Below are 22,660 nucleotides of genomic sequence, written 5' to 3'. Positions count from 1 at the left end.
AAGGAGATGATTATATGATAATTGAGCTAGAAAAGGAAATGAGTAAGGTTCCTAGCTTAAAAGAGACTATAGAGGAAATGGGGGCTTCACTTTGACAAGGAAGCTTTAGAAAAACAATTAAAAGAATTAGAACTTCAAATGCAGGAAAATGGATTTTGGGATGATATAAAAAGGGCAGAAGAAGTTACAAAAGAAAGTAAAAGAATTAAAGATAAAGTTTCTAGACATGATGATTTTGTAAGAAGAGTTGAGGATATAGATGTTCTTTATGAGCTTATGGAAGAGGATGATGAAGAGTCAGCACAAGAAATAATCTCTGAAGTAAGGGAATTGGAAAAGGAACTTTATCAATATAAAATAGAGATATTATTATCAGGAGAATATGACGGTAATGATGCCATCTTAACTTTGCATGCAGGAGTAGGAGGTTCAGATGCTAATGATTGGACTGAAATGCTTCTTAGAATGTATATAAGATGGTGTGAAAAGAAAGGGTATAAGGTTGAAACTTTAGACTTATTAGAAGGTGATGAAGCTGGTATAAAGAGCGTTACCCTAAGAGTTAAAGGTGAGAATGCCTATGGATATTTAAAAGCTGAAAAAGGCGTTCATAGACTTGTAAGAATATCTCCTTTTAATGCTAATGGTAAGAGACAAACATCCTTTGCTTCACTTGAAGTATTACCAGAGCTTACAAAAGAACAAGATATTGATATAAAGTCGGATGACTTAAAGATAGATACTTATAGATCAGGTGGAGCTGGTGGTCAACACGTTAATAAAACAGAATCAGCAGTAAGAATAACTCATATTCCAACTGGAATAGTTGTACAATGCCAAAATGAAAGAAGTCAATTTGCTAATAGAGATACTGCTATGGCTATGTTAAAGGCAAAGTTAATAGAGTTAAAAGAAAGAGCACATAAAGAAAAAATAGAAGACTTAACTGGAGATTTAAAGGATATGGGATGGGGAAGTCAAATAAGATCTTATGTATTCCATCCTTATAGCATGGTTAAGGATCATAGAACTAATGTGGAAACATCAAATGTTAATGGAGTTATGGATGGAGATATTGATTTGTTTATAAATTCATATCTTTCAAGTAGTAAATAAACTCAGATAAACTAAGGAGGCTATATATGAGAAGGGTGAATGGCGTAATATTTGATATGGATGGTCTTATTTTTGATACAGAAAGACTATCATTTAATGCATGGAGAGATATTTGTGCAGAAATAGGATATGAGATGGATAGAGCTTTCTACTGTACTTTAATTGGAAGAAATCTTAAGGGATTTGGAAAGCTTATGATAGAAAAATTCGGTGAAGATTTTCCGCTAGAAAGCTTATATGAGAAAAAGATAAAGCATCAAATGAAGGCTATTGAAAAAGATGGTATACCACTAAAAAGAGGAATTCATGAACTTTTAAATTACCTTAAGGAGAATGGGTATAAGGTTGCTGTTGCTACTTCTACTTCAAGAGATAGAGCAGAGTATTTACTTAAATTAGGCGGTGTATTAGAAAAAGCAGATTATGTTATCTGTGGGGATGAAGTTGTAAATTCTAAGCCAGACCCAGAGATATTCTTAAAAGCTGCAGAAAAGCTAGGAGTAGAACCAAAAGAGTGTATGGTTCTAGAGGATTCGGGTGCTGGAATAGAGGCAGCTTATAGTGCAGGAATGTTAGGAGTAAATATTCCAGATATGAAGGAGCCAGATGAAAATATGAAATCTAAATCATATAGAATATGCGAAAGTTTATTAGATGTAATTGATATATTAGAAAATGTTTAGTATTGATAGTGTATTAGAGATTTTAGGACAATATAGAGAATTTGCAATTTTTATATCAATAATAATTAGTATTATAATTGCTTTACTAGGAGTAGTTCCATCCATATTTGTAACTGGAGCTAATATTATATTTTTTGGACCAATTTGGGGATTTATAATATCCTTACTTGGTGAAAGTATAGGGGGATATATAAGCTTTAAAGTTTATAGGTTAGGTTTAAAAAAAAGTATTACCTCTATATTAGGAAAGTATAGGTTAGTTGATAATTTAGTAAAGAGTAAAGGGTGGAAAGCTGGTGTTCTTATTTTTGAAGGAAGATTAATACCATTTATTCCTTCAGGATTTATAACTTTAGGAGCAGCATTAAGCAGTGTAAATTCATTTATATTTGTTGTAACAACTTTTTTAGGAAAGATACCTTCAATAGCCTTAGAGGCTTTGGTAAGTTATGAATTCATAAATACAAATGAAGGTAGTATTAAACTTATAATTACTATAATTGCTTTAATTCTATTATGGTTAACTATTAAAAAAGGAAATAACAGTTAAAGGGAAGTTATCAAGAGATGACTTCTTTTTTATTTAACAAATTTGCATAGTATTTACCTATATTAAAAGTTTATAAAAGATATTAATATTTTGTGGTAAAATATGTTTATAGGAGAGGGTGTTATGAGAAAAGCAGTAGAATTATTAATGAAGAATTTTATGTTGACAGTAGATATGCTAGAACCTATTAGAAGAGGGAGTGCAAAGATTCTTTATTTATCTTCGAAAGGAATATTGATATATGAAAAGGTCTCTAAAGCTTATATGATGTATGCATCAGATGAAAAGATAACTAAAAATATAGTTAATATAATTCCTAAAGACGCTGAATTGATAGTTGGTCATAAGGAGTTAGATTTTAGGTTGTTAGAAGATAGATTTAAGTTTGATGAAAAGATGGTGTGTTTTAATGTAGTATATAAGAAGGAAGAACCAATTGATATTGGAAATTCAGAAGTGACAGTAAAGCTATTATCAAAAGATTATGCTTATAAAGTTAGTGAAGTATATTCTAAATCTACAACTGTATTAGATGGATATATAGAAGATAGAATAAGAAATGAGGCAGTATATGGAGCTTTTATTGATGGAGATTTATGTGGTTTTATTGGTTATCATAAAGAAGGCTCAATAGGTATGCTTGAGGTGTTACCTGAATATAGGGGAAGGGGTATAGCATTAAGACTTCAGGCTGTAGCTACAAACAAAAGAATAAAGTCTGGAGCTTATGCTTATGGACAAGTTATAGAAGATAACATTAAGTCTTTAAATTTACAGAAGAAATTAGGCTATGACATATCAGATGATAAAGTATACTGGTTGATTAAATAGTTATAGGGGGGATATAAGTGTTTGAAGATATTAATAGAGAACTAAGAGAATGTAAGGATAATATTTTATTAAAGGAAACTTTAGAAGAAAAATTAGTTACTTTAGAAGATACCTACTATAGAAAGAATAAGGTATTAGAGGGGTTAGAAGAAAAGCTGAATAAAGAGTTTAAGGATGTAGAGAAATTCAATAAAATATCAGTGGCTAATATAATAAGTACTATATTTAATTATAGGGAAGAAAAGTTATACAAGGAAGAGCAAGAATATTTAGAGGCAAAGTTAAGATACGAAGAATATAGAGTTACTGTTGAAGAGTTAAAGAATGATTTAGAAACTACAAAAAGTAGAATAAAATCTATTAGTAATTATGAGGAAAGATATGAAGAGCTTATTCAAGAAAAGTCAGAGCTATTAAAGGGAATAGACTTAAATAAGAGGTTAGAGATTGAAGAAATAGAAGCTTCAATAAACAGATATGTAAAAGAAGGTATAGAGATAAAAGAAGCAATAGATGAAGCTATTAATTGTGATTTTACAGTTAATTCTGCATTAAAATATCTTAATGATGCATCAGGGTTGGCAACTTGGGATGTATTAGGTGGAGGAGCTATTACATCTATTATGAAACATGATGCTGTTAACTCAGCTAAAAAAGAAATAGAGAGATTAGGTTATGCTATAACAAAGCTAGAAAAAGAGCTAAGTGATATTAATATGATAAGTATATCAGGAAATTTTAATAATATAGAATCAAGTTATTTGGTAGATGTATTCTTTGATAATATATTTACAGATATAAGTGTAAGTAACAAAATAGATTCATCTTTAGGTAGCGTGAGAAATGTAAAAAATAAATTAGATAGATGTAAAGAAGAATTATATGAAAAAGAGAAAAATAATAACAAAGAAGTTATTAAGCTTAGAGAAAAGTATAAAGAATTAGTAGAAAGTTATATATAAGTTTGAATATCAGAAAGAGAGAAGTTTTTAAATTTCTCTTTTTTTGCTGTATAGGAAAAATAAAATAAATATCAACCCAACCTTTGTGTGTGGTAACAGATTGGTAAATATCTTATATAAAAATAATCTTAAATTATTGATAGATTTAGAATACATATATTGTAAAATAAAACAAAAATAGTATAATTATAAAATAGAAAAATAAACATGTACTAGCTTAATTGCTATTCATCATTAAAAATTATCATTACTTAATTTAAGTAATGTTTATATATAAATATTATTAATGGGGAGGTAATTATGAGGGGGAAAAACAAGAAGTTCTTATCATTGCTTACGGCTATTGCGTTAGGAACTACTATGATTCTCGGTAATGGAGTTAAGATTAGTGCTAAAGAAGATTTAGCATCAAAACTTAAATCTGAGTTATTAAAACAGATGAGAGAATCACAAGGAGAACTTTCAGAGCATAGCAAAGGCCAAAGTGAATTTGGAAAAGACTTTGATGAGAATGGCAATAAGCTAGACGAAAATGAGGAGATTAGAGTTATAGTTCAGTTAAAAGATTCGCCTGCTATTATTTCAGAATCTAATGGTTATGATTCTAATGTAAAAACTAAGGAAAACACAGTTAAAGGTGCCCAACAAAGTGTTATAAAGAAGGTAGAAGCAATAACAGGAACAAAGGTGAAAAGAAGCTTTGGATATTTAGTTAATGGTTTCTCAATAAGTACTACAAGGAAAAATGTAGATAAAATTAAATCTATATCAGAAGTTAAGTCTGTAACTGAGGTTAGAAGATATTATCCAACCATGGCATATGCAGATGAGATAACAGGAGCTACTGGTGTATGGAATGAATTAGGTTATAAGGGTGAAGGAATGGTAGTGTCCATAATTGATAGTGGTATTGATTATAGGCATAAGGATTTAAAGGTTACAAATAATGATGTTAAGTTAACACAAAGTAATATGAATACTGCTATTGAACAACTTGATTACGGTAAGTACTTTACCAATAAGATTCCATATGGATATAACTATGCAGACGGAAATAATGACATTATTGATGTTGGAGCTGCAGGAGAACATGGTATGCATGTAGCTGGAATTGTGGGAGCTAACGGATCCTCAGATGAAGTAGAAGGATTAATGGGTGTTAAGGGGGTTGCCCCAGAGGCACAACTTCTAGCAATGAAGGTATTTTCTAATAATCCTGAAATAAAAGGAGCATATGATGATGATATAATTGCTGCTATTGAAGACTCTGTTAAATTAGGAGCAGATGTAATTAACATGAGCTTAGGATCAGATGCAGGTTTTAGTGATCCTGATGATCCACAAGAAGTAGCCATAAAGAATGCTACAGATAAGGGTGTTTTATGTGTAATATCAGCTGGTAATGCACAAGTATCTACAAGTTCAAGCTCATGGGAACAACCTCATAACTTATTTGGAACTATTGATACAGGTTTAATAGGTTCTCCATCAACAGCTTCTGATGCTTTATCAGTTGCATCCATGGAAAATACATCAGCAATAGGGCCAGCATTAACTTATACAACAATTGGCAATGCTACTGGAAAAGTTCAATATTCAAAGGTAAGTGGATGCAAGTATGATTCATTATCTAATAACCATGAATTAGTTTATTGTGGTATAGGTAGCGAAAGTGATTGTACAAACTCAGATGGTAAAATAGCTTTAATTATTAGGGGAGATATAAGTTTTTCAGAAAAATATAACAATGCTATAAATGCAGGTGCTTCGGCAGTTATTATATATAACCATGCAGATGGTGGAAATGAAACTATCTCTATGGCAGTTGATAATGTTGTGGCTGATAAACCTATATTTAGTGTAGGATATTCAGATGGTGAAAAGTTAAAATCTCTAATAACATCAGGGGATAGTACAATAAAGTTTGAGCAAGGTGGAGCGTTATCAAGCGAAAATATAGATAAGGGTGATATGTCTCAATTTACTTCATGGGGCCCAACATCAAGCCTAGAATTTAAGCCTGAAATAACTGCACCAGGTGGAGATATTTATTCTCTTGCAAATAATAATAGTTATCAAAGTATGAGTGGTACATCTATGGCAGCACCACATACTTCAGGTGCTCAAGCATTAATTATTCAGGGCGTTAAAGCTAATGGACTAAATTTATCAGGAAGAGATTTAGTTACATTTGCAAAGAATACTGCAATGAATACATCAGTTCCTATGACTGACAAGTATGGAAATGGAACAATTCCTTATTCTCCAAGAAGACAAGGAGCTGGGCTTTTACAAATAAGAAATGCAATAAATAATAAGGTAATAGTTACTAATTCTAATAGACAAGCATCTGTAGCGTTAAAGGAAATTGGAAATAATACAAGCTTTACCTTAAATTTAAAGAATTATGGAAATGAAGAGATAACTTATTCTATTCCAGAAGTTAAGGTATATAGTGAGGTAACTGATGAAGTTGGATATATTCATGAAGTTGAACTTGAAGGTGCTTCAATAACTTTTGATAAGTCATCAGTAACAGTACCAGCGAATGGAACTGCTACAGTAATTTGCAATTTAAATCTTTCATCAGTTGTTACAGCACAAAAGTTTGTTGAAGGATTTGTAAAATTTGTAGGTAATGAAAATGTACCTTCTTTAGTAATGCCATTTATGGGCTTCTATGGAGATTGGTCTGCTGAAAAAATAGTAGATGATCCTGAATACACTGATGGATCAACTTCTAGTATTACTGCAGAAACAGCTTTAATTGGAGTTTCCGGTGAAAATTTATCTTATATTGGAGCAGTTAGCAATGGACAATATACAGTATTTGATAAGAGTAAGATGGCCTTCTCTCCTAATAATGATGGTACTTTAGATGAAGTAATGCCATATTTATATATGCTTAGAAATTCTAAAGAACTTAAGATTCAAGTTTTAGATCAAAATGGAGATATTTTATCTGAAATATATAAAGAAAATAATGTTAGGAAGAATCTTCTTGAAGAATATATTAATGGAACTAGTGGTCCTAAGCTAGTTAGTGAAGGAGCTTGGGATGGAACATTATATAATATGAATACTGGTAGATATGAAAATGTTGAAGACGGTAATTATTATATTAGAGTAGTTAATAAAGTTGATTTACCAAATGCAACACCTCAAAATTTAGATATGCCAATTATGGTAGATACAGTTGCTCCAGAAATAGATATTCTTGGAGTTGAGAGTATTGCAAGTGATAATAATAGTGTTAACTATGTTTTAAAATGGAAGTCTAATGATGAAGCTTCAGGATTAAGTGATATTTTCGTAGTTATAATTGGAGATAAAATGCTTGTATTATCTGAAGATAATATAAGTAAAGATTCTAATGGTAACTACTATGCTATAATTCCTTTTGCACTTGAAACTACTAATGATGTAGTAGTTGCTACAATGGATAATGCAGGTAACTTTGGATTAGATGAAGAGGTTATTTCAAATGTTACAAATGCAGATGTTAAATTTACTAATATATCTAATGGCATGATTATTTCAGCAGATATGTTAGCTGATGGTAAGTATATTGTAAATGGTTTAGCTAATGATTCAGTGGGAGTTTTAAAGATAAATGGTGAAGATGTAGAAATAGAAAATAATAGATTTAATTACCCATTATCAGTAGCTGAGGGAGTTAATGAAGTAAGTCTGTATGCAGAGGATAGGGACGGAAATACTATAGTTAGAACAAGTATACTAGTATTATTAGATACTATTGCACCAGCTCTCTCTGTTACACCGGACATAGGAACTGTATCACCTTACTATACAACTACAGAAGATTCTATAAATCTTCAGGTATCAGTTTCTGAAATAAATGAGTTTACTGGAAATTATGTTGGGGCATACCTAGGAGTTAATAGTGAAGATTTACAACCTATATCCTTAGATGCAAATGGAAAAGGAAGCGTGGAAGTGAATCTTACAGATGGATTAAATGGTATATCTATAATAGCAGCAGATGCAGCTGGAAATATATCTTATAAAGATATGGTTATTTCTAGGTATAGTGAAGATAATAACTTATCAGTTGAATTCTATAATTTAGAAGCGCTTAATTTTATTTCAGCTCAATTAACAGAAAATGATTTTTATACAATTGAAGGTAAGTTAAGCAATAAACCTGGAGTCTTTAAGATTTCTGGAGAAGATGTAGCTGTAAAGGATGACTTAACATTTGAATTTAAGCAAAAACTAGAACAAGGCACAAATAGGATTAATGTTTATTTGGAAGATAAGGACGGAAAAGTTATTGTTAATAAGAACTATAAAGTTCTTTATGATTCAAAAGCACCATCAGTATCATTTGATTTAAATGTTAGAGATGATAATAAAGTTTACACTAACAATGAAAATTTCACTTTAAAAGGAAATGTTACAGATAGTCTACATGGATATTCCCTATATATAAATGGTGAAGCAGTATTAACTTTAGATCAAATGTTTGTAGAGGGAGAAGATAAATTACAAAGAGAGTTCTCTAAGGATATAAGATTACAACAAGGTGTTAATAATGTGTTAGTAGAAGTTGTTGATATGATGGGAAATAGTGTTGCTCAATATATTCCTGTTATATTAGATAAGGAAGCTCCAGTAAAGCCTTCTATAAACTTAAGCACTACAGAATTAACTAATAAACCTGTTAATGTAACAATTAGCTCTAATGAAACTCAAATTGATAAGATTGAATACAGTTTTGATGGAGAAAATTATACTGAATATAACGGACAATTCTCAGTAGGTATATCTTCTAAGATATATGCAAGAGTAACTGATTACGCAGGTAATGTAAGTGAAGTTGCATTAGCTGAGGTTAAGATAGATACTGAAGCTCCACAAGTAAACATTACAAATATAGGTGAAGGACAAGAATTCACAGAATCAGTAACACCTAATGTTGTTTGTAATGATGAAGAAGCTACAATTACTCTTTTATTAAATGGAAATTCATATTATGGAGAGGAAATTACAGCTGAAGGAGAATATATTTTAGAGGCTTATGCTACAGATAAGGCTGGAAATAAATCTTTAGTTGTTACAAGACACTTTAAGATTGTTTCAGATTCTGCTGTAATAACCCCACCTAGTGGAGGAGATACAGATAATCCAAGTAAGCCTGGAGATTCAACAGAACCTGGTGATACAAATAATACTCAAGGAATACCGTCAAAAACTGGAGACAGTAATTCAATGACAGTAGTAATAGTACTTGTTGCTTTAATGCTATGCTCTGGAGCAGCAGTAGTTGTTATTAGAAAGAAAAAGAAAGTAGAATAAAAGGAAGCTACCTTGGGTAGCTTCTTTTTTTGTGTAGGTTATTAAGAAATCATAGAAATACATATTATTTTCATTTCATATTAACCTATTTATATAATTATGTATTTATATATTTATGGATAAAAATGGTATAATTATTTTGGAGGTGTAGTATGAAGAATTTAGGTACGGTAACATTAGAAACTAATCGATTGATTTTAAGAAAATTTAACATGGATGATGGAGAAGTAATGTTTCATAATTGGGCAAGTGATAATGAGGTTACTAAGTATTTGATGTGGCCTGCCCATAAGAGTTTAGATATATCTAAAGAATATATAAAGTCTTTAATAAGTAATTATAGTGATCCAAAAACTTATGATTGGGGGATAGAGCTAAAAGAAATTGGTCAGGTAATTGGTTCAATTGGGGTAGTTAGATTGAATGAAGAAGTAGGAAGTGCTCATATAGGATATTGTATTGGAAGACGTTGGTGGAATAAAGGAATTACTTCTGAAGCTTTTTCAGCGGTTATAAAGTTTTTAACAGAAGAAGTTGGAGTAAATAGAATAGAGTCACGTCATGATACACGCAATATAAATTCTGGCAAGGTGATGGAAAAGTGCGGTTTAAAGTATGAAGGGACTCTTAGACAATCCGATATAAATAATCAGGGGATTTGTGATGCAGCATGGTATTCCTTATTGAAAGAAGATTATAAAATGATATAGGAAAATATAAAATCAAAGATAATAATTTTATATTTTCCTTACATTTAGTAGAAAGGGAATAGATATTTATTTTTCTGTGACTTAGAGCTTCCGACGGGACAAGGAAAATAAATATCCACTCTACTTTTTTAAGCACTTAAATCTTCATCTTTTATTACAATATGTTTTAATTTAACTAATCCAATAAGTAATAAGGCAATAGAAGTTAAGGCAAAAAGGATTAGTGTTTTTGAGTTATAGAAAATTAATATTATATTATTGTAAGCATAATTTATTGTCTTGCACTCTACAACTTCATAGACTTGAGAGATTCCTTTAGTTGATATTTTGTCTACAGTATCATTTGGAGTGTGAATATTGGAGGTATTAGAATGAGATAATGTTAATGAGTCAAAGCCATCATTACAGAAGCTAGCATGATCACTTGAATCTTGATAAGTAACCTTATTTTCAATATCAAAGTTATAACATATTTCAGTTAAGCTATCTATTAAAGGAGTAGTTTTATCAAGATTAGATGCACTACTCATCATAGTTATTGGGTAATCTTCACACCCTATCATATCAAAATTGATTACTTCTGCACCATTTAATTCATCCTTATATTTATCTGCAAAAGCTTTAGAACCCAGTAGACCAAATTCTTCTGCATTTAAAGCAACGAATATAATATCACGCTCTGGAAGCCTTAAAGTAGAAAAGGTTTTTGCTAGTTCAAGCAAGAAGGCTGTGCCTGATGCATTATCTAGAGCTCCAGAATAAACTGTTCCTAAGCTATCAGCACCTAAATGGTCAAAGTGTGCAGTAAATACTAAAGGCGGTAGGTCTTTCGAGGTGCCTTCTATCATACCACAAACGTTGTATATAGTTTTTTCTTCAACCTTATATGGCAAACTTACATCTAAGGTATATCCCATTCTTATACCATCTAGTATTGCGTTAAAAGTATCAATATTTATCTCTATAACAAAAGAATATGGAGCATCATTCCAAAAAGAGCTTCTAAAGGAGGCTTCTTTATTTAAGTTAGAGGTAAAAAAGTATGTTTCATTATTTTTATGGAATGCAAATCCGCTTTTATAGATGTCATACTTATCATTCTTTGTAAATTGAATGGAGGTTATTTTGAAATTAAGCATGTCCTCTTTGAATTCATCGCCTAATTTAAACTCTTGCACAACAGATTCTCCTGCCAACAATTTAAGAGTAGGGGTACCTCCTGTGAAAATAGGAGCATTTACATTAAAGCTTTGTTTATATTCATTATTTAAAGGTTTTAGATTAAGTTCTTTAAATAGTCCTTCTATTTCATTTGCAACTCTTTCATTTTCAGAGCTTCCAGCAAGTCTTCCTTTAAGTTCTTTTGAAGAAAGATATTCTATATTTTTTTTTACATTTGAAGGATTGAAGTTGTAGTAACTACTTTTGAAAAATATACAAACTATGAGTCCAGTTAAGGAAAGTAAGGTGGCAATGCTGTAAATAATTTTTTTCATAATAAAACCCCGAGTTAATAGTTATTCATTTAATACTATTAATTCAGGGTGAATATTATGATTATGTTAGTCTGGTCTTTTATAGAGCATATCCATTAATGCGTAAACAACTGTAAGTAGTAGTGAGGCATATATAATCATATTTAATTTTCCGTAAATAATTTTAAGAACTATTCCTACAGTGATTGCAGTCAAAATTAAATAGTTTATAAACTTATTTAATCCAGATTTGCTTGTACATATTACAGATGTAGAAGAAAAAACTATTAAAACAATTGTTATAAAAGACAGGGAATTCCCTAAAATATTACTAAATTCTATTATTCTAAAATAATCTAATACTAAGAGGCTTATTAAAAAAAGTAATGCCAGAGAGACTATTTTTTGTATCATTTTATTCATAAAACCACCTACTGTAAAATATTTACAATCTATATTATATCAGAAGGTTACATAATATGAAAGGATAAGTTCTACTTTATTTTTTATAAATTCTAAGGGAAAATAAATTTGTAATTTTTTATCTTTAGTATGAGTGTATGGATATTTGCTTTAATGTAACTTGGAACTTTGTGACGGGACAAGCAAAATAAATATTTACTCTATGTTTTTTATTGTGATACGTGCATATCTCAAATGTTATTTTCGTTATTTAGCATAATAATTTAGAATAATTTATTCATCAGTGTGTTGTGAAAAAAAGTAATAATGTACTATATTTGTATAGGGTTGTGTGTTATTAAATATTGAAAGGTTGGGTGCTGTATGAAAAAGATTCTAACTATAGAATTAGTTGTAGTTGGTATGCTAGGAATTTGCTTTTTTATTTCTAAAGGAAGTAGTGAGTTAAAGGGTACTTATATAAGTAGTAATCAGGATAATAACTATATAGTACAAATAACTGTTGATAAAGAATCTAATACCTTTGTTGAATATATCGATCAAAGAGAGGTTGATAGGGGAACTATTTCTAAAAATAGTAATAGTAATTATACCTTTAAAAGCAATAAACAAGAGTTTGAAGTAGTGTTAAAAGGTAATAATAGTTTTGATGTTTTGATAAGTAAAATCAATGGAGCTGAACCAATTAGCCTTAAGAATTCAACTGATGTAAATACCTATTTTTCAACAAACTTTGGAGATGAAGAGAAATATAATAACTTAATATCTTCTAGATAAGAATGTGATGATAAAGACTAGAAAATGTTTAACTTTTCTAGTCTTTTTATTTTATAGTTCAATAATATCTAAATCATCTGGAACATAGATAGTTCCATTAAAAACTTCTTTACCTTCCCTAATATAGCGTTCTTTTCTTGTAGCTAAGTTTTTATCTTCAGCATGATATAGAATTACAGTTCCTACATTAAGTTTTGCTGCATTTTCACAAGCATCCTTTGATGTAGCATGATGCTTTTCATAAGGTTTGAAAATTTCTCTATCCTCATAAGAGCAAAAGGCTTCATGCATAAGATAATCTGTATTTATACAGTAATCTTTAACATACTCTCTATAGGGCTCGTCACCAAGAAAAGTAAGAGATTTACCATTTAGAAGATAAGTTTTAAATCCATGTTGAAGTTGTTTAGTACTCTTTATATCAAAAAATATAGTTTTTCTTCCAAGTATTTTAGTTTCGTCACCATTATTTATTGGGATGAATAGTATTCTGTTATCAAATAATTTTGTGAATTTATTTTGTAGTACATAAAAGCTTATTCCCTTGATAGCATCTATTGAAGATTGGTGACAGTATATATTTAAGTTTCCTTCATATTTTCCATTGAGGATATTATTACATACAGCCCTTATAATCCATATAGAACCTAATACATGGTCGTTATGGTTATGTGAAATAAACATATTATGAATTTTATTAATAGTAATTCCTGATTTCTCTAAGTTAGTAAGAATAGTATTCCCCCCACCACAATCAACTAAAAAGTACTCATCATTATTAGAAATAGTAAAGCAAGTATTATAGCATTTAGTAACCATAGCAGAGCCTGTACCAAGCATGTTTATCTTTTCCATTAACAATTTCTCCTTTGTAGTATAAATAATAATTATTATAAAGACAGTAAGAAAAAATAACAAGAAAGAAAAAAAGTAATTTCAATAATATTGAAAAAAATGATATTATAGGATAGTAAAAGGGTTTGGAGGGGGAGGAATATATGGATTATCCAAAGATGATACTTTTTGACTATGGACAGACTATTATTGAAGAAGAAAAATTTAATAGGTTAGAAGGATTAAAAGTTCTTTTAGATAAAGCAACTAAGAATCCTAATAATATTAGTGCAGAAGAATTATTTGATTTTTATACTGAGCTAAATATTGAAATTGGAAGAGAAGGGGATAGCAAAAAGTTTTTTTATAGTATAGAGGTCCATAATTATTGTTTTCAAAATTATTTATATGATTATTTTGGGATTGAGTTTGATCTTACTCCAAATGAGATGGATAAAATATTCTGGGATGCTTCAGCGCCAGGAAAACCAGTAGAAAACATTGGGTTTTTGTTAAACTTTTTACATGAAAAAGGAATAAGAACTGCTGTTATTAGTAACTTAAGCTATAGTGGCGAAACCTTGAAAAATAGGATAAATACCCTTATTCCTAATAATCATTTTGAATTTATTATTGCATCAAGTGAATATATGTTTAAGAAACCTCATAAAAAAATCTTTGAATTAGCACTAAGAAAAGCTAATTTAGAGAGTATGGATGTATGGTTTTGCGGTGATAATGTAATTGCTGATGTTGAAGGAGCTAGTTTAAGTGGCATAAAACCTATATGGTTTAAAGGAGCACTTAGGGAAGAAAAATATACACCAATGGTTGATTATATAGAAATTAATGATTGGATAGAGCTTAAGAAGTTATTAGAAGAGTAACTATTATTTTCAAAAGGAATAAAAAAGTTTATAATAGAAAAATACTATTAAATATAGGTAAATCTTAGGAGGAAAAGATGATAAATATTGAAGAAAGATTAGCCAAGGAATTAGGGTTAAAACTTGGAGTGGTAAATAATGTAGTTGAGATGTTAGATGAAGGAAACACAGTTCCTTTCATAGCACGTTATAGAAAAGAAAAAACAGGTGGGCTTTCAGATGAAGTGTTAAGAAAGTTTTCTGAAAGATTAACTTATTTAAGAAGCTTAGATGAAAGAAAAGCCGATGTTTCTAGGCTTATAGAAGAGCAAGGAAAGTTAACCCAAGAAATAACAGAAGCATTAGGGAAAGCTGAAACTTTAACAGAAGTGGAAGATATATATAGACCATATAAGCCAAAGAAGAGAACAAGGGCAACTATAGCTAAAGCGAAAGGATTGGAGCCATTAGCTAATCTTATATTAGAAGGTGCTTTCAAAGGAGATGTACTTCAAGAAGCTTCTAAGTATATTGACGAAGAAAAGGGAGTTGAAAAAGCAGAGGATGCAGTATCAGGTGCCTTAGATATAATTGCAGAAGGAATTTCAGAAGAAGCTAAATACAGAAAATTCATAAGAGAATTAGTAATGAGAGAAGGGTTAATAGAATCTAAAGGCTCTTCAGAAGAAACAACTCCTTATGAAATGTACTATGACTATAGTGAAGAGGTTAGAAAGATACCTCCACATAGAATATTAGCTATTAATAGAGGAGAAAAAGAAAAGATTCTTTCTGTTAAGATAACAATTGGAGAAGATAAGATTATATCTTACTTGGAAAGAGAAATCCTTAAGGGAAATGAAGTTTTAGATGAGCAGTTAAAGTTAGCAATTAGAGATGCTTACAAGAGATTAATATTCCCTTCAATAGAAAGAGAAATAAGAAATGAATTAACTGATAAGGGTGAAGAAGGAGCAATTTTAATTTTTAAGGAAAACCTTAAGGCTTTACTTATGCAAGCTCCTATTAAGGGAAAAACTGTTATGGGATATGACCCAGGATTTAGAACAGGATGTAAGATAGCAATATTAGATAGTACAGGTAAATTCCTTGAAAATGTAGCAGTATATCCAACAGTTCCAAAGAGAGATATTGTAGGAACTAAGAAGACATTAAAGGAATTAATATATAAATATGATGTAGATGTTATTTCTTTAGGAAATGGTACAGCATCAAGAGAATCAGAAGAAGTTATTGCAGAAATGATTTCTGAAATTAAGAAGGAAAGTGGAAAGGAAGTAGCTTATGTTATAGTTTCAGAAGCAGGGGCCTCAGTTTATTCAGCATCAGAACTTGCAACTAAGGAATATCCTGATTTAGATGTTACTGTAAGAGGAGCAATATCCATAGGTAGAAGATTACAAGACCCTATGGCAGAACTTGTTAAGATTGATCCTAAAGCAATAGGAGTTGGTCAATATCAACATGATGTCACTCAAAAAAGGTTAGAGGAATCTTTAAAGGGGGTTGTTGAAGATTCAGTAAATAAGGTTGGTGTAGATTTAAATACAGCAACTCCAAGCCTTTTAACATATGTTTCAGGTATAAATGCAGCTATAGCTAAGAATATAGTTGATTATAGAGATGAACAAGGTGGTTTTAAAGCAAGAAAAGAGCTTTTAAAAGTTAAGAGATTAGGTCAAAAGGCATATGAGCAATGTGCTGGTTTCTTAAGAGTTCAAGAAAGTAAAGAACCTTTAGATAACACTGCTGTTCACCCAGAATCATATAAGGAAGCTAAGGAACTTATAAAGCTATTAGGATATACCAGTGAAGATTTAAAGAACAATAAGCTTTCTGATATTGAGGATAGAGTTTCAGAAAAGGGATTAAAGAATATAGAAAAAGAACTAGAAATTGGTGAAATGACATTAAAGGATATAATTAAAGAACTTCAAAAGCCAGGTAGAGACCCAAGAGATGAAATGCCAAAACCTATTTTAAAGACTGGTGTCATTAACCTTGAGGACTTACAACCAGGTATGGTTCTTATGGGAACTGTAAGAAATGTTTCTGATTTTGGTGCTTTTGTAGATATTGGAGTTCACCAAGATGGATTAGTTCACAAGAGCCAAATGGCTAATAGGTTTGTAAAGCATCCGCTTGATATTGTTAAGGTTGGAGATGTAATAAAGGTTAGAGTAATGGAAGTAGATACAAAGAGACATAGAATTGCTTTGACTATGAAAGATATTAAGGAAGATGAGTAGAATACAATGTTTAGAGAGAAGTCTAAGGAAACTTCTCTCTTTTAGTTTATAAAAAAATATAGTAATAACTTGAATATGCTTGTACATATATGTATAATATATTTGTAAATTAAATAAATCTTCAGGGCGGGGCGTAATTCCCCACCGGCGGTAAAGCCCGCGAGCTATTTTTTAGCAGATTCGGTGAAACTCCGAGGCCGACAGTATAGTCTGGATGAAAGAAGGTAACGTATTAGGATTTAGTAGAGCTAGCTCTATAATAAATGTATTTTTGTAGCCCTGATAATTATTATCAGGGCTTTTTTATTTTTAATCATGTTTTTATGCAATAAAATGTATAAATAGTTTTCCGGAGGCTATATTAAACATGATTAAAAGGCTAAATTCTAATAAGCTACCCCAGAAGATTAACTTTTGGGAGGAGAAGGGAAAATGAATACTTCAAAAAATCTTAGTAAATTTGTTAAAATTGCATTACTTAGTGCAATTGCAGTGGTAATTATGCTTTTTGAAATACCACTAATACCATTATTTCCATGGTTAAAGATGGACTTGAGTGAGTTACCAGTTCTTATAGGAGCTTTTGCCTTTGGACCAATGTCAGGTGTTATTATAGAAGGTTTAAAAATACTTTTAAATCTATTAATTACAGGCACTGGAACAGGTTTTGTAGGGGAACTTGCAAACTTCATAATAGGTGTATCTTTTGTAGTGCCAGCAGCAATGATTTATCATAGAAATAAAAGTAAGAAGAGTGCTATTATTGGAATGATAGTTGGTGGACTATTTATGGAGGTAGCGGGAATTTTAGCAAATATATACTTGTTACTGCCTGCTTTTGGTATGTCAGGAAAGATTGATATAACTCAATATGTAATGGTAGGCTTAATACCATTTAACGGACTAAAAGCTATTTTGGTATCGGCAATAACTATGTTAGTATATAAGAAATTATCTGTAAGTATATTTAAAGTTGATCCAGGTTTTGATAAATCTAAAGAATTAAGAAAAGAAAATTAGGGGAAATGCAAAGGACTGTATTGTTTATACAGTCCTTAATTTATTAAAAAATTATGTTTTTTAATAATGCAGTACTATTTTAAAAAGCTTCCGTTAGAAAGCCACTTACTTTTTGGTGAAAGTAATTTTGCTACTTCTAATGCTTCCTAACGATTTTCTGCTGTATCACTTATAACAACTCCATCATCAAAGGTAATGTTTAGAGGCAATGAATTATTTATAAAGTCATAAAGATCAATAATAATAATCTTTTTTTAGTAGATAACTGCTGTAAGTTCCTTTTATAGATATAGAGGTTTTTTCTGAATAATTTCATTATCTATTTTCCATTGCACCCCATTTATCACAAGGTCAATATTTTTCTTTAGTGGTCTTGAATATAAGGCTATAAATACTACTATTAAGGTACAAATAACCAAAGTTAATAGTTTAATTTTCAAAAGAAAGTCCCCTTTTTTATATAGATATACATATGTTGTAAAGTAAAAAAGAATAAATAGCTAGAAAAATGCAGATATACTTTTTGAGGTAGAGAGGATATATGATGAGAGAGAAAAACCACTCATTTTTTATGAGTGGTATTGCTTTGTAATGTTTAAAACTTCTTCATAGATTATATTTAAAGCTGTTTCTAATCTAGTCTTATTAATTCTTGCAACGCTAATTCTTATACTATTATCAAAGTTATTAGAGTCATAAAAACTTTCTATATTTGATTTTATATGTACATTTCTATTACGAAGATTTTCTATTAGTTTATTACAATTTATTTTAGGTGAAAGTTTTAATGTAGAGTAATATCCTGAGCTTGCTCCAATAAGCTTAATTAATTTCCAATCCCATTTCTTTGTAATTTTTCTTATTAATTTTAGTTTATTATTAACTGTAGTTGATATGGCAAGTGTATGTTTATCAAAAAGTGAACTTTTAATATAGCTTTCTAAGGTCGCCTGAGAAACAAGGGATGGCATATAGTATGAGTAATAGTATGAGTAGCTTATTCCTTCATTATAAGCATCAATTAATTCATCAGGAATAATTGCAACACCTATCCTTATATATGGAATACACTTTGTATAGCTTTTTAAATAAATGCAATTTTTAAAGTTAGAGTAATAGTAAATTGGGCAATATCTTGAAAGATTACTGGAATCTGCAAAATAGTCATCTTCTACTATAAATACGTTATACTTATGTGCTAAATTAATTATAGCCTGTACGTGTTTATTACTATAGTGCGTTCCTAGAGGATTATGATTTCTAGGAGCTGTATAGAAAAATTTTATTTTATCATTCTTAAAAATTTGTTCAAGTTCATTTAAGTCAATTCCATCTTCATCTCTTTTTATAGTTTTTACCTTTTTGTTTTCAAACTTTAAATATCTAACAAAAAAAGAATAGGATGGTTCTTCGATAAGAATTGTATCATTACCATTTGGAAAAGGCATTTGAGAAAGTACGGTTAGAACTTGTAGTATTCCCTGGGCAAGATAGATATTCTTTGTATCACAGTAAACATGTTGTTTTGCAAGATGATCCGGAAGAATTTTACCTAAAGATGGAGAACCAGCAAGGCTAAGTTCTAATGAACTATTACTATACAATTCGATTGCAGTATTTAAACAATGCTTTATTTCTTGTATTGGAATTGAATTAATTGTTGGATTACCTGAAGAAAGATCATATATAGATGAGTTTTCATCACCTTCTATTATCATACTATCAACAACATAAAATCCACTTTGAGGAAAGGAATAAACAAGGTGTTCTTTACAAAGGGAATCATATGCTTTAATAATTGTTCCTTTACTACAATTATATTTTTTACAAAGTGAGTTAATTGAGGGAAGTTTTCCTCCACTAGGAACTTTATTTTCTATAATTAATTTTTTTATATCTTTTGCTATTTTTATATAAAGATTCATTGTCGCCTCCAGAAAAAACTATAAAAGTACTTAAAATAATTATATATAGAAAGTATGAAAATGTATACACTTCTCTGCAACTATACTAGTACAGTTGTACTTTCATATCATTGAAAACCTTTTATTTATGTCTTATCATAACAAATATAAGATGGAAAAAAGGAGGAAAATATGGATAAGTTAAAAGTTGTTACAATAGGTGGGGGATCAAGTTATACTCCTGAATTAGTAGAAGGTTTTATAAAAAGATATAGTGAATTTCCTTTAACTGAACTTTGGTTAGTTGATATAGAAGAAGGAAAAGAAAAACTTAAAATAGTTAGTAATTTAGCAAGACGTATGGTAGCTAAGGCTGGATTACCAATAAAGATATATGACACTCTTGATAGAAGAGAAGCACTTAAGGATGCAGATTTTGTTACAACTCAATTAAGAGTAGGAACAATGAAAGCTAGAATAAAGGACGAAAGAATTCCTTTATCTCATGGAGTAATTGGACAAGAAACAAATGGTGCAGGTGGATTATTCAAAGCCTTAAGAACTATACCAGTAATTTTAGATATTATAAGGGATGTTGAAGAGCTTTGTCCAAATGCATGGATTATAAATTTTGCAAATCCAGCAGGAATAATTACAGAGGCGGTTTTAAACTATACAAGTTTTAATAGATTCTTAGGATTATGTAATGTTCCTATAAATATGAAGTTTGGAGTTGCAGATTTGTTAAAAGTAGAAAGAGATAGGGTTGAGGTTGACTTTGCTGGCTTAAATCATATGGTTTACGGATTAAAGGCGAAGTTAGACGGAGTAGATGTTACTGAGGAAGTGGTTGAAAGATTAGCAGAGTCTTCAATGACAATGCAAAACATAAAAGACCTTCCATTTAATGCTGATTTTATACGAGCTTTAGGAATAATTCCGTGCCCATATCACAAGTACTACTATAAGACAAAGGATATGTTAGAAAGTGAGTTAGAAGAGTTTAAAGAAGGTAAGGTTAGAGGGCAAGTTGTAGAAGCATTAGAAGCTGATTTATTTGAATTATATAAAGATGAAACATTAGATGTAAAACCACCTCAATTAGAACAAAGAGGAGGAGAATATTACAGTGATGCAGCATGTAATTTAATTAGCTCAATATATAATGATAAGCATGACATTCAAGTTGTTAATACAAGAAATAATGGTACTATAAAGAATTTTAAAGATAATAATGCAATTGAAGTAAGTTGTGTAATAACTAAAAATGGTGCAAGGCCAATGTCGGTTGGATATTTACCAGAGGGGATAAGTGGACTAGTTTCACAAATTAAAGATTTTGAAGTATTAGCTGCTAGAGCAGCAGTTAATTCAAGCTACAGAGATGCATTAAAAGCTCTTTGTATAAATCCATTAATACCTTCAGATGATCTTGCAAAGGTAATCTTGGATGAAATGCTGGAAGCTCATAAGGAGCATTTAGGGGACTTTAAATAGTCATTAGACACGAATGTGTTTGATTAAATAAATAAGAAAGAGGGGATGGAAATGAACACGTTACTAAACAAATTTTCTAATTGGTTGGAAAAGGCAATTCTACCTGTTGCCGAAGTATTAGGTCGTCAAAGACATTTAGGGGCTTTAAGAGACGGTATTATTACTCTTATGCCAGTTACTATGGTAGGAGCTATTGTTGTATTATTAAAAGACGTTATTTTGACAGCGGATTCTTTAGCGGGAACAAAATTAAATAGTATTACTTTTTATGCAGAAGTCATTCAACCAGTATTAGATAAGACTATACTTCCTGTTCTTAATCAAATGTGGTGGGGAACATTAGCACTAGGTATTATTTTTACTGTTTTTACTATTTCATATAATTTGGCAGGATTCTATAATGTGGACAAATTATCTGCAGGTGTAATAGCTACAGTATCTTATCTTATTTTAACACCACAAGCAGTTGAAGGAGCACCATGGGGGACACTTTCCTGGACATATTTTAACTCGGAAGCTATGTTTACTGGTATTATAGTTGCATTTTTATCTACAGAAATATTTAGATGGGTAGTACAAAAGGGGTGGACCTTTAAGATGCCACCACAAGTTCCACCAGCAGTTTCTAAAGCATTCTCAGCTATTATTCCAGCGGCAGTTGTATTTACTGTATTTGGTATAATAGCTGCAATATTCTTAGTTGGAGTAGGTACACCAGTTAAGGAGTTTATAAATCAAACTATACAAAGACCGTTAACAAGCTTAGGACAATCTCCAGTTACAATAATTATTTTAACATTAGTATCACAACTTTTATGGTTCTTTGGATTACATGGATCAAATATTGTAGGACCAGTATTAGATACATTATATAGTCCAGCGTTACAAGCTAACTCAGAAGCTATTTTGATTCATAATACAGAGCCAATTCATGCAATTACAAGAAATATAATAGACATATATGGAATGCATGGTGGATCGGGTTCAACTTTAGGATTAGTAATTGCTTTAATGATCTTTTCAAAGAGACAGGAGCATAAAGAATTAACTAAATTAGTTTTAGCACCATCAGTATTCCAAATTAACGAACCAGTTATTTATGGATTACCTATAGTGTTAGATCCAATTTTCTGTATACCATTCATATTAGTACCAACTATATCAGTATTTGTTGGTTGGTTCTTTACGGCCATAGTACCTATAGCAGGATATGTTTATATAGCGCAACCATGGGTTACACCTCCAGTTATTAGTGCATTTGTAGCCACAGGAGGAAGTATTGGAGCAACAGTAATAGCAGCATGTACATTTATATTTTCAATAATTGCTTATGCACCATTCGTAATGTTAGCTAATAAACAAAGAGTAGAAGAGCAATAAAAATTAAAACTACAGTCTATCTAGATTTTATAGGTAGACTGTA

18 protein-coding genes and 1 riboswitch are annotated in these 22,660 nt (G+C 30.4%); of the genes, 13 read left to right on the top strand and 5 right to left on the bottom strand.

Annotated features, from left to right (window positions below; translation table 11 throughout):
- The first annotated feature begins 14 nt into the window (after window positions 1-14).
- The 7 genes from prfB to G594_RS0102070 all read left to right on the top strand — a co-directional run bounded on the left by prfB (window position 15) and on the right by G594_RS0102070 (window position 10,171).
- Window positions 15-1,116 (top strand): peptide chain release factor 2 gene (prfB, locus tag G594_RS0102100; RefSeq protein WP_099313579.1). Its coding sequence is split into 2 segments (ribosomal slippage): window positions 15-92 and window positions 94-1,116, totalling 1,101 coding nucleotides; the frame shifts between segments, so codons are not numbered across the junction.
- Window positions 1,117-1,142: 26 nt separating this feature from the next.
- On the top strand, window positions 1,143-1,799 hold the full coding sequence (locus G594_RS0102095) for an HAD family hydrolase (protein ID WP_027097041.1): 657 nt from the start codon (window positions 1,143-1,145) through the stop codon (window positions 1,797-1,799).
- A 58-nt stretch (window positions 1,800-1,857) separates the two neighbouring features.
- Window positions 1,858-2,349, top strand: a complete 492-nt coding sequence (locus G594_RS0102090; protein ID WP_242829698.1) for a TVP38/TMEM64 family protein — start codon at window positions 1,858-1,860, stop codon at window positions 2,347-2,349.
- A gap of 123 nt (window positions 2,350-2,472) precedes the next feature.
- The gene (locus G594_RS0102085) at window positions 2,473-3,180 is read left to right on the top strand and encodes a GNAT family N-acetyltransferase (RefSeq protein ID WP_027097039.1); all 708 of its coding nucleotides are present in this window, start codon (window positions 2,473-2,475) and stop codon (window positions 3,178-3,180) included.
- Between the two features lie 17 nt (window positions 3,181-3,197).
- Complete coding sequence (locus G594_RS0102080) at window positions 3,198-4,142, top strand: hypothetical protein (protein WP_027097038.1); 945 nt, start codon at window positions 3,198-3,200, stop codon at window positions 4,140-4,142.
- 300 nt (window positions 4,143-4,442) lie between these two features.
- On the top strand, window positions 4,443-9,461 hold the full coding sequence (locus tag G594_RS0102075; protein WP_027097037.1) for a S8 family serine peptidase: 5,019 nt from the start codon (window positions 4,443-4,445) through the stop codon (window positions 9,459-9,461).
- A gap of 152 nt (window positions 9,462-9,613) precedes the next feature.
- A complete protein-coding gene (locus tag G594_RS0102070; protein WP_027097036.1) occupies window positions 9,614-10,171 on the top strand; it encodes a GNAT family N-acetyltransferase in 558 nt (185 codons plus the stop codon).
- Window positions 10,172-10,299: 128 nt separating this feature from the next.
- Here the strand turns inward: G594_RS0102070 and G594_RS18200 are convergent, their stop codons facing one another.
- Complete coding sequence (locus G594_RS18200) at window positions 10,300-11,667, bottom strand: M28 family metallopeptidase (protein WP_034865803.1); 1,368 nt, start codon at window positions 11,665-11,667, stop codon at window positions 10,300-10,302.
- A gap of 66 nt (window positions 11,668-11,733) precedes the next feature.
- A complete protein-coding gene (locus tag G594_RS0102060) occupies window positions 11,734-12,069 on the bottom strand; it encodes a hypothetical protein (RefSeq protein WP_027097035.1) in 336 nt (111 codons plus the stop codon).
- 363 nt (window positions 12,070-12,432) lie between these two features.
- On the opposite strand from G594_RS0102060, the gene G594_RS0102055 reads away from it, so the two are divergent.
- On the top strand, window positions 12,433-12,846 hold the full coding sequence (locus tag G594_RS0102055; RefSeq protein WP_027097034.1) for a hypothetical protein: 414 nt from the start codon (window positions 12,433-12,435) through the stop codon (window positions 12,844-12,846).
- A 51-nt stretch (window positions 12,847-12,897) separates the two neighbouring features.
- Here G594_RS0102055 and G594_RS0102050 read toward each other — a convergent pair whose 3' ends face one another.
- The gene (locus G594_RS0102050; RefSeq protein WP_027097033.1) at window positions 12,898-13,701 is read right to left on the bottom strand and encodes an MBL fold metallo-hydrolase; all 804 of its coding nucleotides are present in this window, start codon (window positions 13,699-13,701) and stop codon (window positions 12,898-12,900) included.
- A 143-nt stretch (window positions 13,702-13,844) separates the two neighbouring features.
- Between G594_RS0102050 and G594_RS0102045 the strand changes: the two genes are divergently transcribed.
- The 3 genes from G594_RS0102045 (at window position 13,845) to G594_RS0102035 (ending at window position 17,836) form a co-directional block, all read left to right on the top strand.
- Window positions 13,845-14,567 (top strand): HAD family hydrolase, encoded by a 723-nt coding sequence (locus G594_RS0102045; RefSeq protein WP_027097032.1) that lies wholly within the window; start codon window positions 13,845-13,847, stop codon window positions 14,565-14,567.
- Between the two features lie 77 nt (window positions 14,568-14,644).
- The gene (locus G594_RS0102040; protein WP_027097031.1) at window positions 14,645-16,816 is read left to right on the top strand and encodes a Tex family protein; all 2,172 of its coding nucleotides are present in this window, start codon (window positions 14,645-14,647) and stop codon (window positions 16,814-16,816) included.
- A gap of 113 nt (window positions 16,817-16,929) precedes the next feature.
- Window positions 16,930-17,046, top strand: a riboswitch (FMN riboswitch).
- Between the two features lie 202 nt (window positions 17,047-17,248).
- Window positions 17,249-17,836 (top strand): ECF transporter S component, encoded by a 588-nt coding sequence (locus G594_RS0102035; protein WP_027097030.1) that lies wholly within the window; start codon window positions 17,249-17,251, stop codon window positions 17,834-17,836.
- Window positions 17,837-18,117: 281 nt separating this feature from the next.
- Here the strand turns inward: G594_RS0102035 and G594_RS20035 are convergent, their stop codons facing one another.
- Together G594_RS20035 and G594_RS0102025 are read right to left on the bottom strand one after the other, a co-directional pair.
- Window positions 18,118-18,276, bottom strand: a complete 159-nt coding sequence (locus G594_RS20035; RefSeq protein ID WP_155849276.1) for a hypothetical protein — start codon at window positions 18,274-18,276, stop codon at window positions 18,118-18,120.
- A gap of 129 nt (window positions 18,277-18,405) precedes the next feature.
- A complete protein-coding gene (locus G594_RS0102025) occupies window positions 18,406-19,761 on the bottom strand; it encodes an aminotransferase-like domain-containing protein (RefSeq protein WP_027097029.1) in 1,356 nt (451 codons plus the stop codon).
- A gap of 171 nt (window positions 19,762-19,932) precedes the next feature.
- Here G594_RS0102025 and G594_RS0102020 point away from each other — a divergent pair, with 171 nt between their 5' ends.
- Both G594_RS0102020 and G594_RS0102015 read left to right on the top strand, forming a co-directional pair.
- Window positions 19,933-21,237: a 6-phospho-beta-glucosidase gene (locus G594_RS0102020; RefSeq protein WP_027097028.1), complete on the top strand. Its 1,305-nt coding sequence runs from the start codon at window positions 19,933-19,935 to the stop codon at window positions 21,235-21,237.
- 51 nt (window positions 21,238-21,288) lie between these two features.
- Window positions 21,289-22,617 (top strand): PTS sugar transporter subunit IIC, encoded by a 1,329-nt coding sequence (locus G594_RS0102015; RefSeq protein ID WP_027097027.1) that lies wholly within the window; start codon window positions 21,289-21,291, stop codon window positions 22,615-22,617.
- Window positions 22,618-22,660: the final 43 nt, after the last annotated feature.

It is taken from the genome of Clostridium paraputrificum AGR2156 (genome assembly GCF_000424025.1).
Taxonomy (GTDB): domain Bacteria; phylum Bacillota; class Clostridia; order Clostridiales; family Clostridiaceae; genus Clostridium; species Clostridium paraputrificum.
This window is presented reverse-complemented; position numbering and strand designations above follow the sequence as displayed.

Excerpts from the sequence above, each read along its gene's own strand:
- G594_RS0102095 (WP_027097041.1), top strand. The coding sequence starts at position 1,143 with ATGAGAAGGGTGAATGGCGTAATATTTGATATGGATGGTCTTATTTTT.
- G594_RS0102085 (WP_027097039.1), top strand. The coding sequence starts at position 2,473 with ATGAGAAAAGCAGTAGAATTATTAATGAAGAATTTTATGTTGACAGTA.
- G594_RS0102075 (WP_027097037.1), top strand. The coding sequence starts at position 4,443 with ATGAGGGGGAAAAACAAGAAGTTCTTATCATTGCTTACGGCTATTGCG.
- G594_RS0102070 (WP_027097036.1), top strand. The coding sequence starts at position 9,614 with ATGAAGAATTTAGGTACGGTAACATTAGAAACTAATCGATTGATTTTA.
- G594_RS18200 (WP_034865803.1), bottom strand. The coding sequence starts at position 11,667 with ATGAAAAAAATTATTTACAGCATTGCCACCTTACTTTCCTTAACTGGA.
- G594_RS0102060 (WP_027097035.1), bottom strand. The coding sequence starts at position 12,069 with ATGAATAAAATGATACAAAAAATAGTCTCTCTGGCATTACTTTTTTTA.
- G594_RS0102055 (WP_027097034.1), top strand. The coding sequence starts at position 12,433 with ATGAAAAAGATTCTAACTATAGAATTAGTTGTAGTTGGTATGCTAGGA.
- G594_RS0102050 (WP_027097033.1), bottom strand. The coding sequence starts at position 13,701 with ATGGAAAAGATAAACATGCTTGGTACAGGCTCTGCTATGGTTACTAAA.
- G594_RS0102045 (WP_027097032.1), top strand. The coding sequence starts at position 13,845 with ATGGATTATCCAAAGATGATACTTTTTGACTATGGACAGACTATTATT.
- G594_RS0102040 (WP_027097031.1), top strand. The coding sequence starts at position 14,645 with ATGATAAATATTGAAGAAAGATTAGCCAAGGAATTAGGGTTAAAACTT.
- G594_RS0102035 (WP_027097030.1), top strand. The coding sequence starts at position 17,249 with ATGAATACTTCAAAAAATCTTAGTAAATTTGTTAAAATTGCATTACTT.
- G594_RS0102025 (WP_027097029.1), bottom strand. The coding sequence starts at position 19,761 with ATGAATCTTTATATAAAAATAGCAAAAGATATAAAAAAATTAATTATA.
- G594_RS0102020 (WP_027097028.1), top strand. The coding sequence starts at position 19,933 with ATGGATAAGTTAAAAGTTGTTACAATAGGTGGGGGATCAAGTTATACT.
- G594_RS0102015 (WP_027097027.1), top strand. The coding sequence starts at position 21,289 with ATGAACACGTTACTAAACAAATTTTCTAATTGGTTGGAAAAGGCAATT.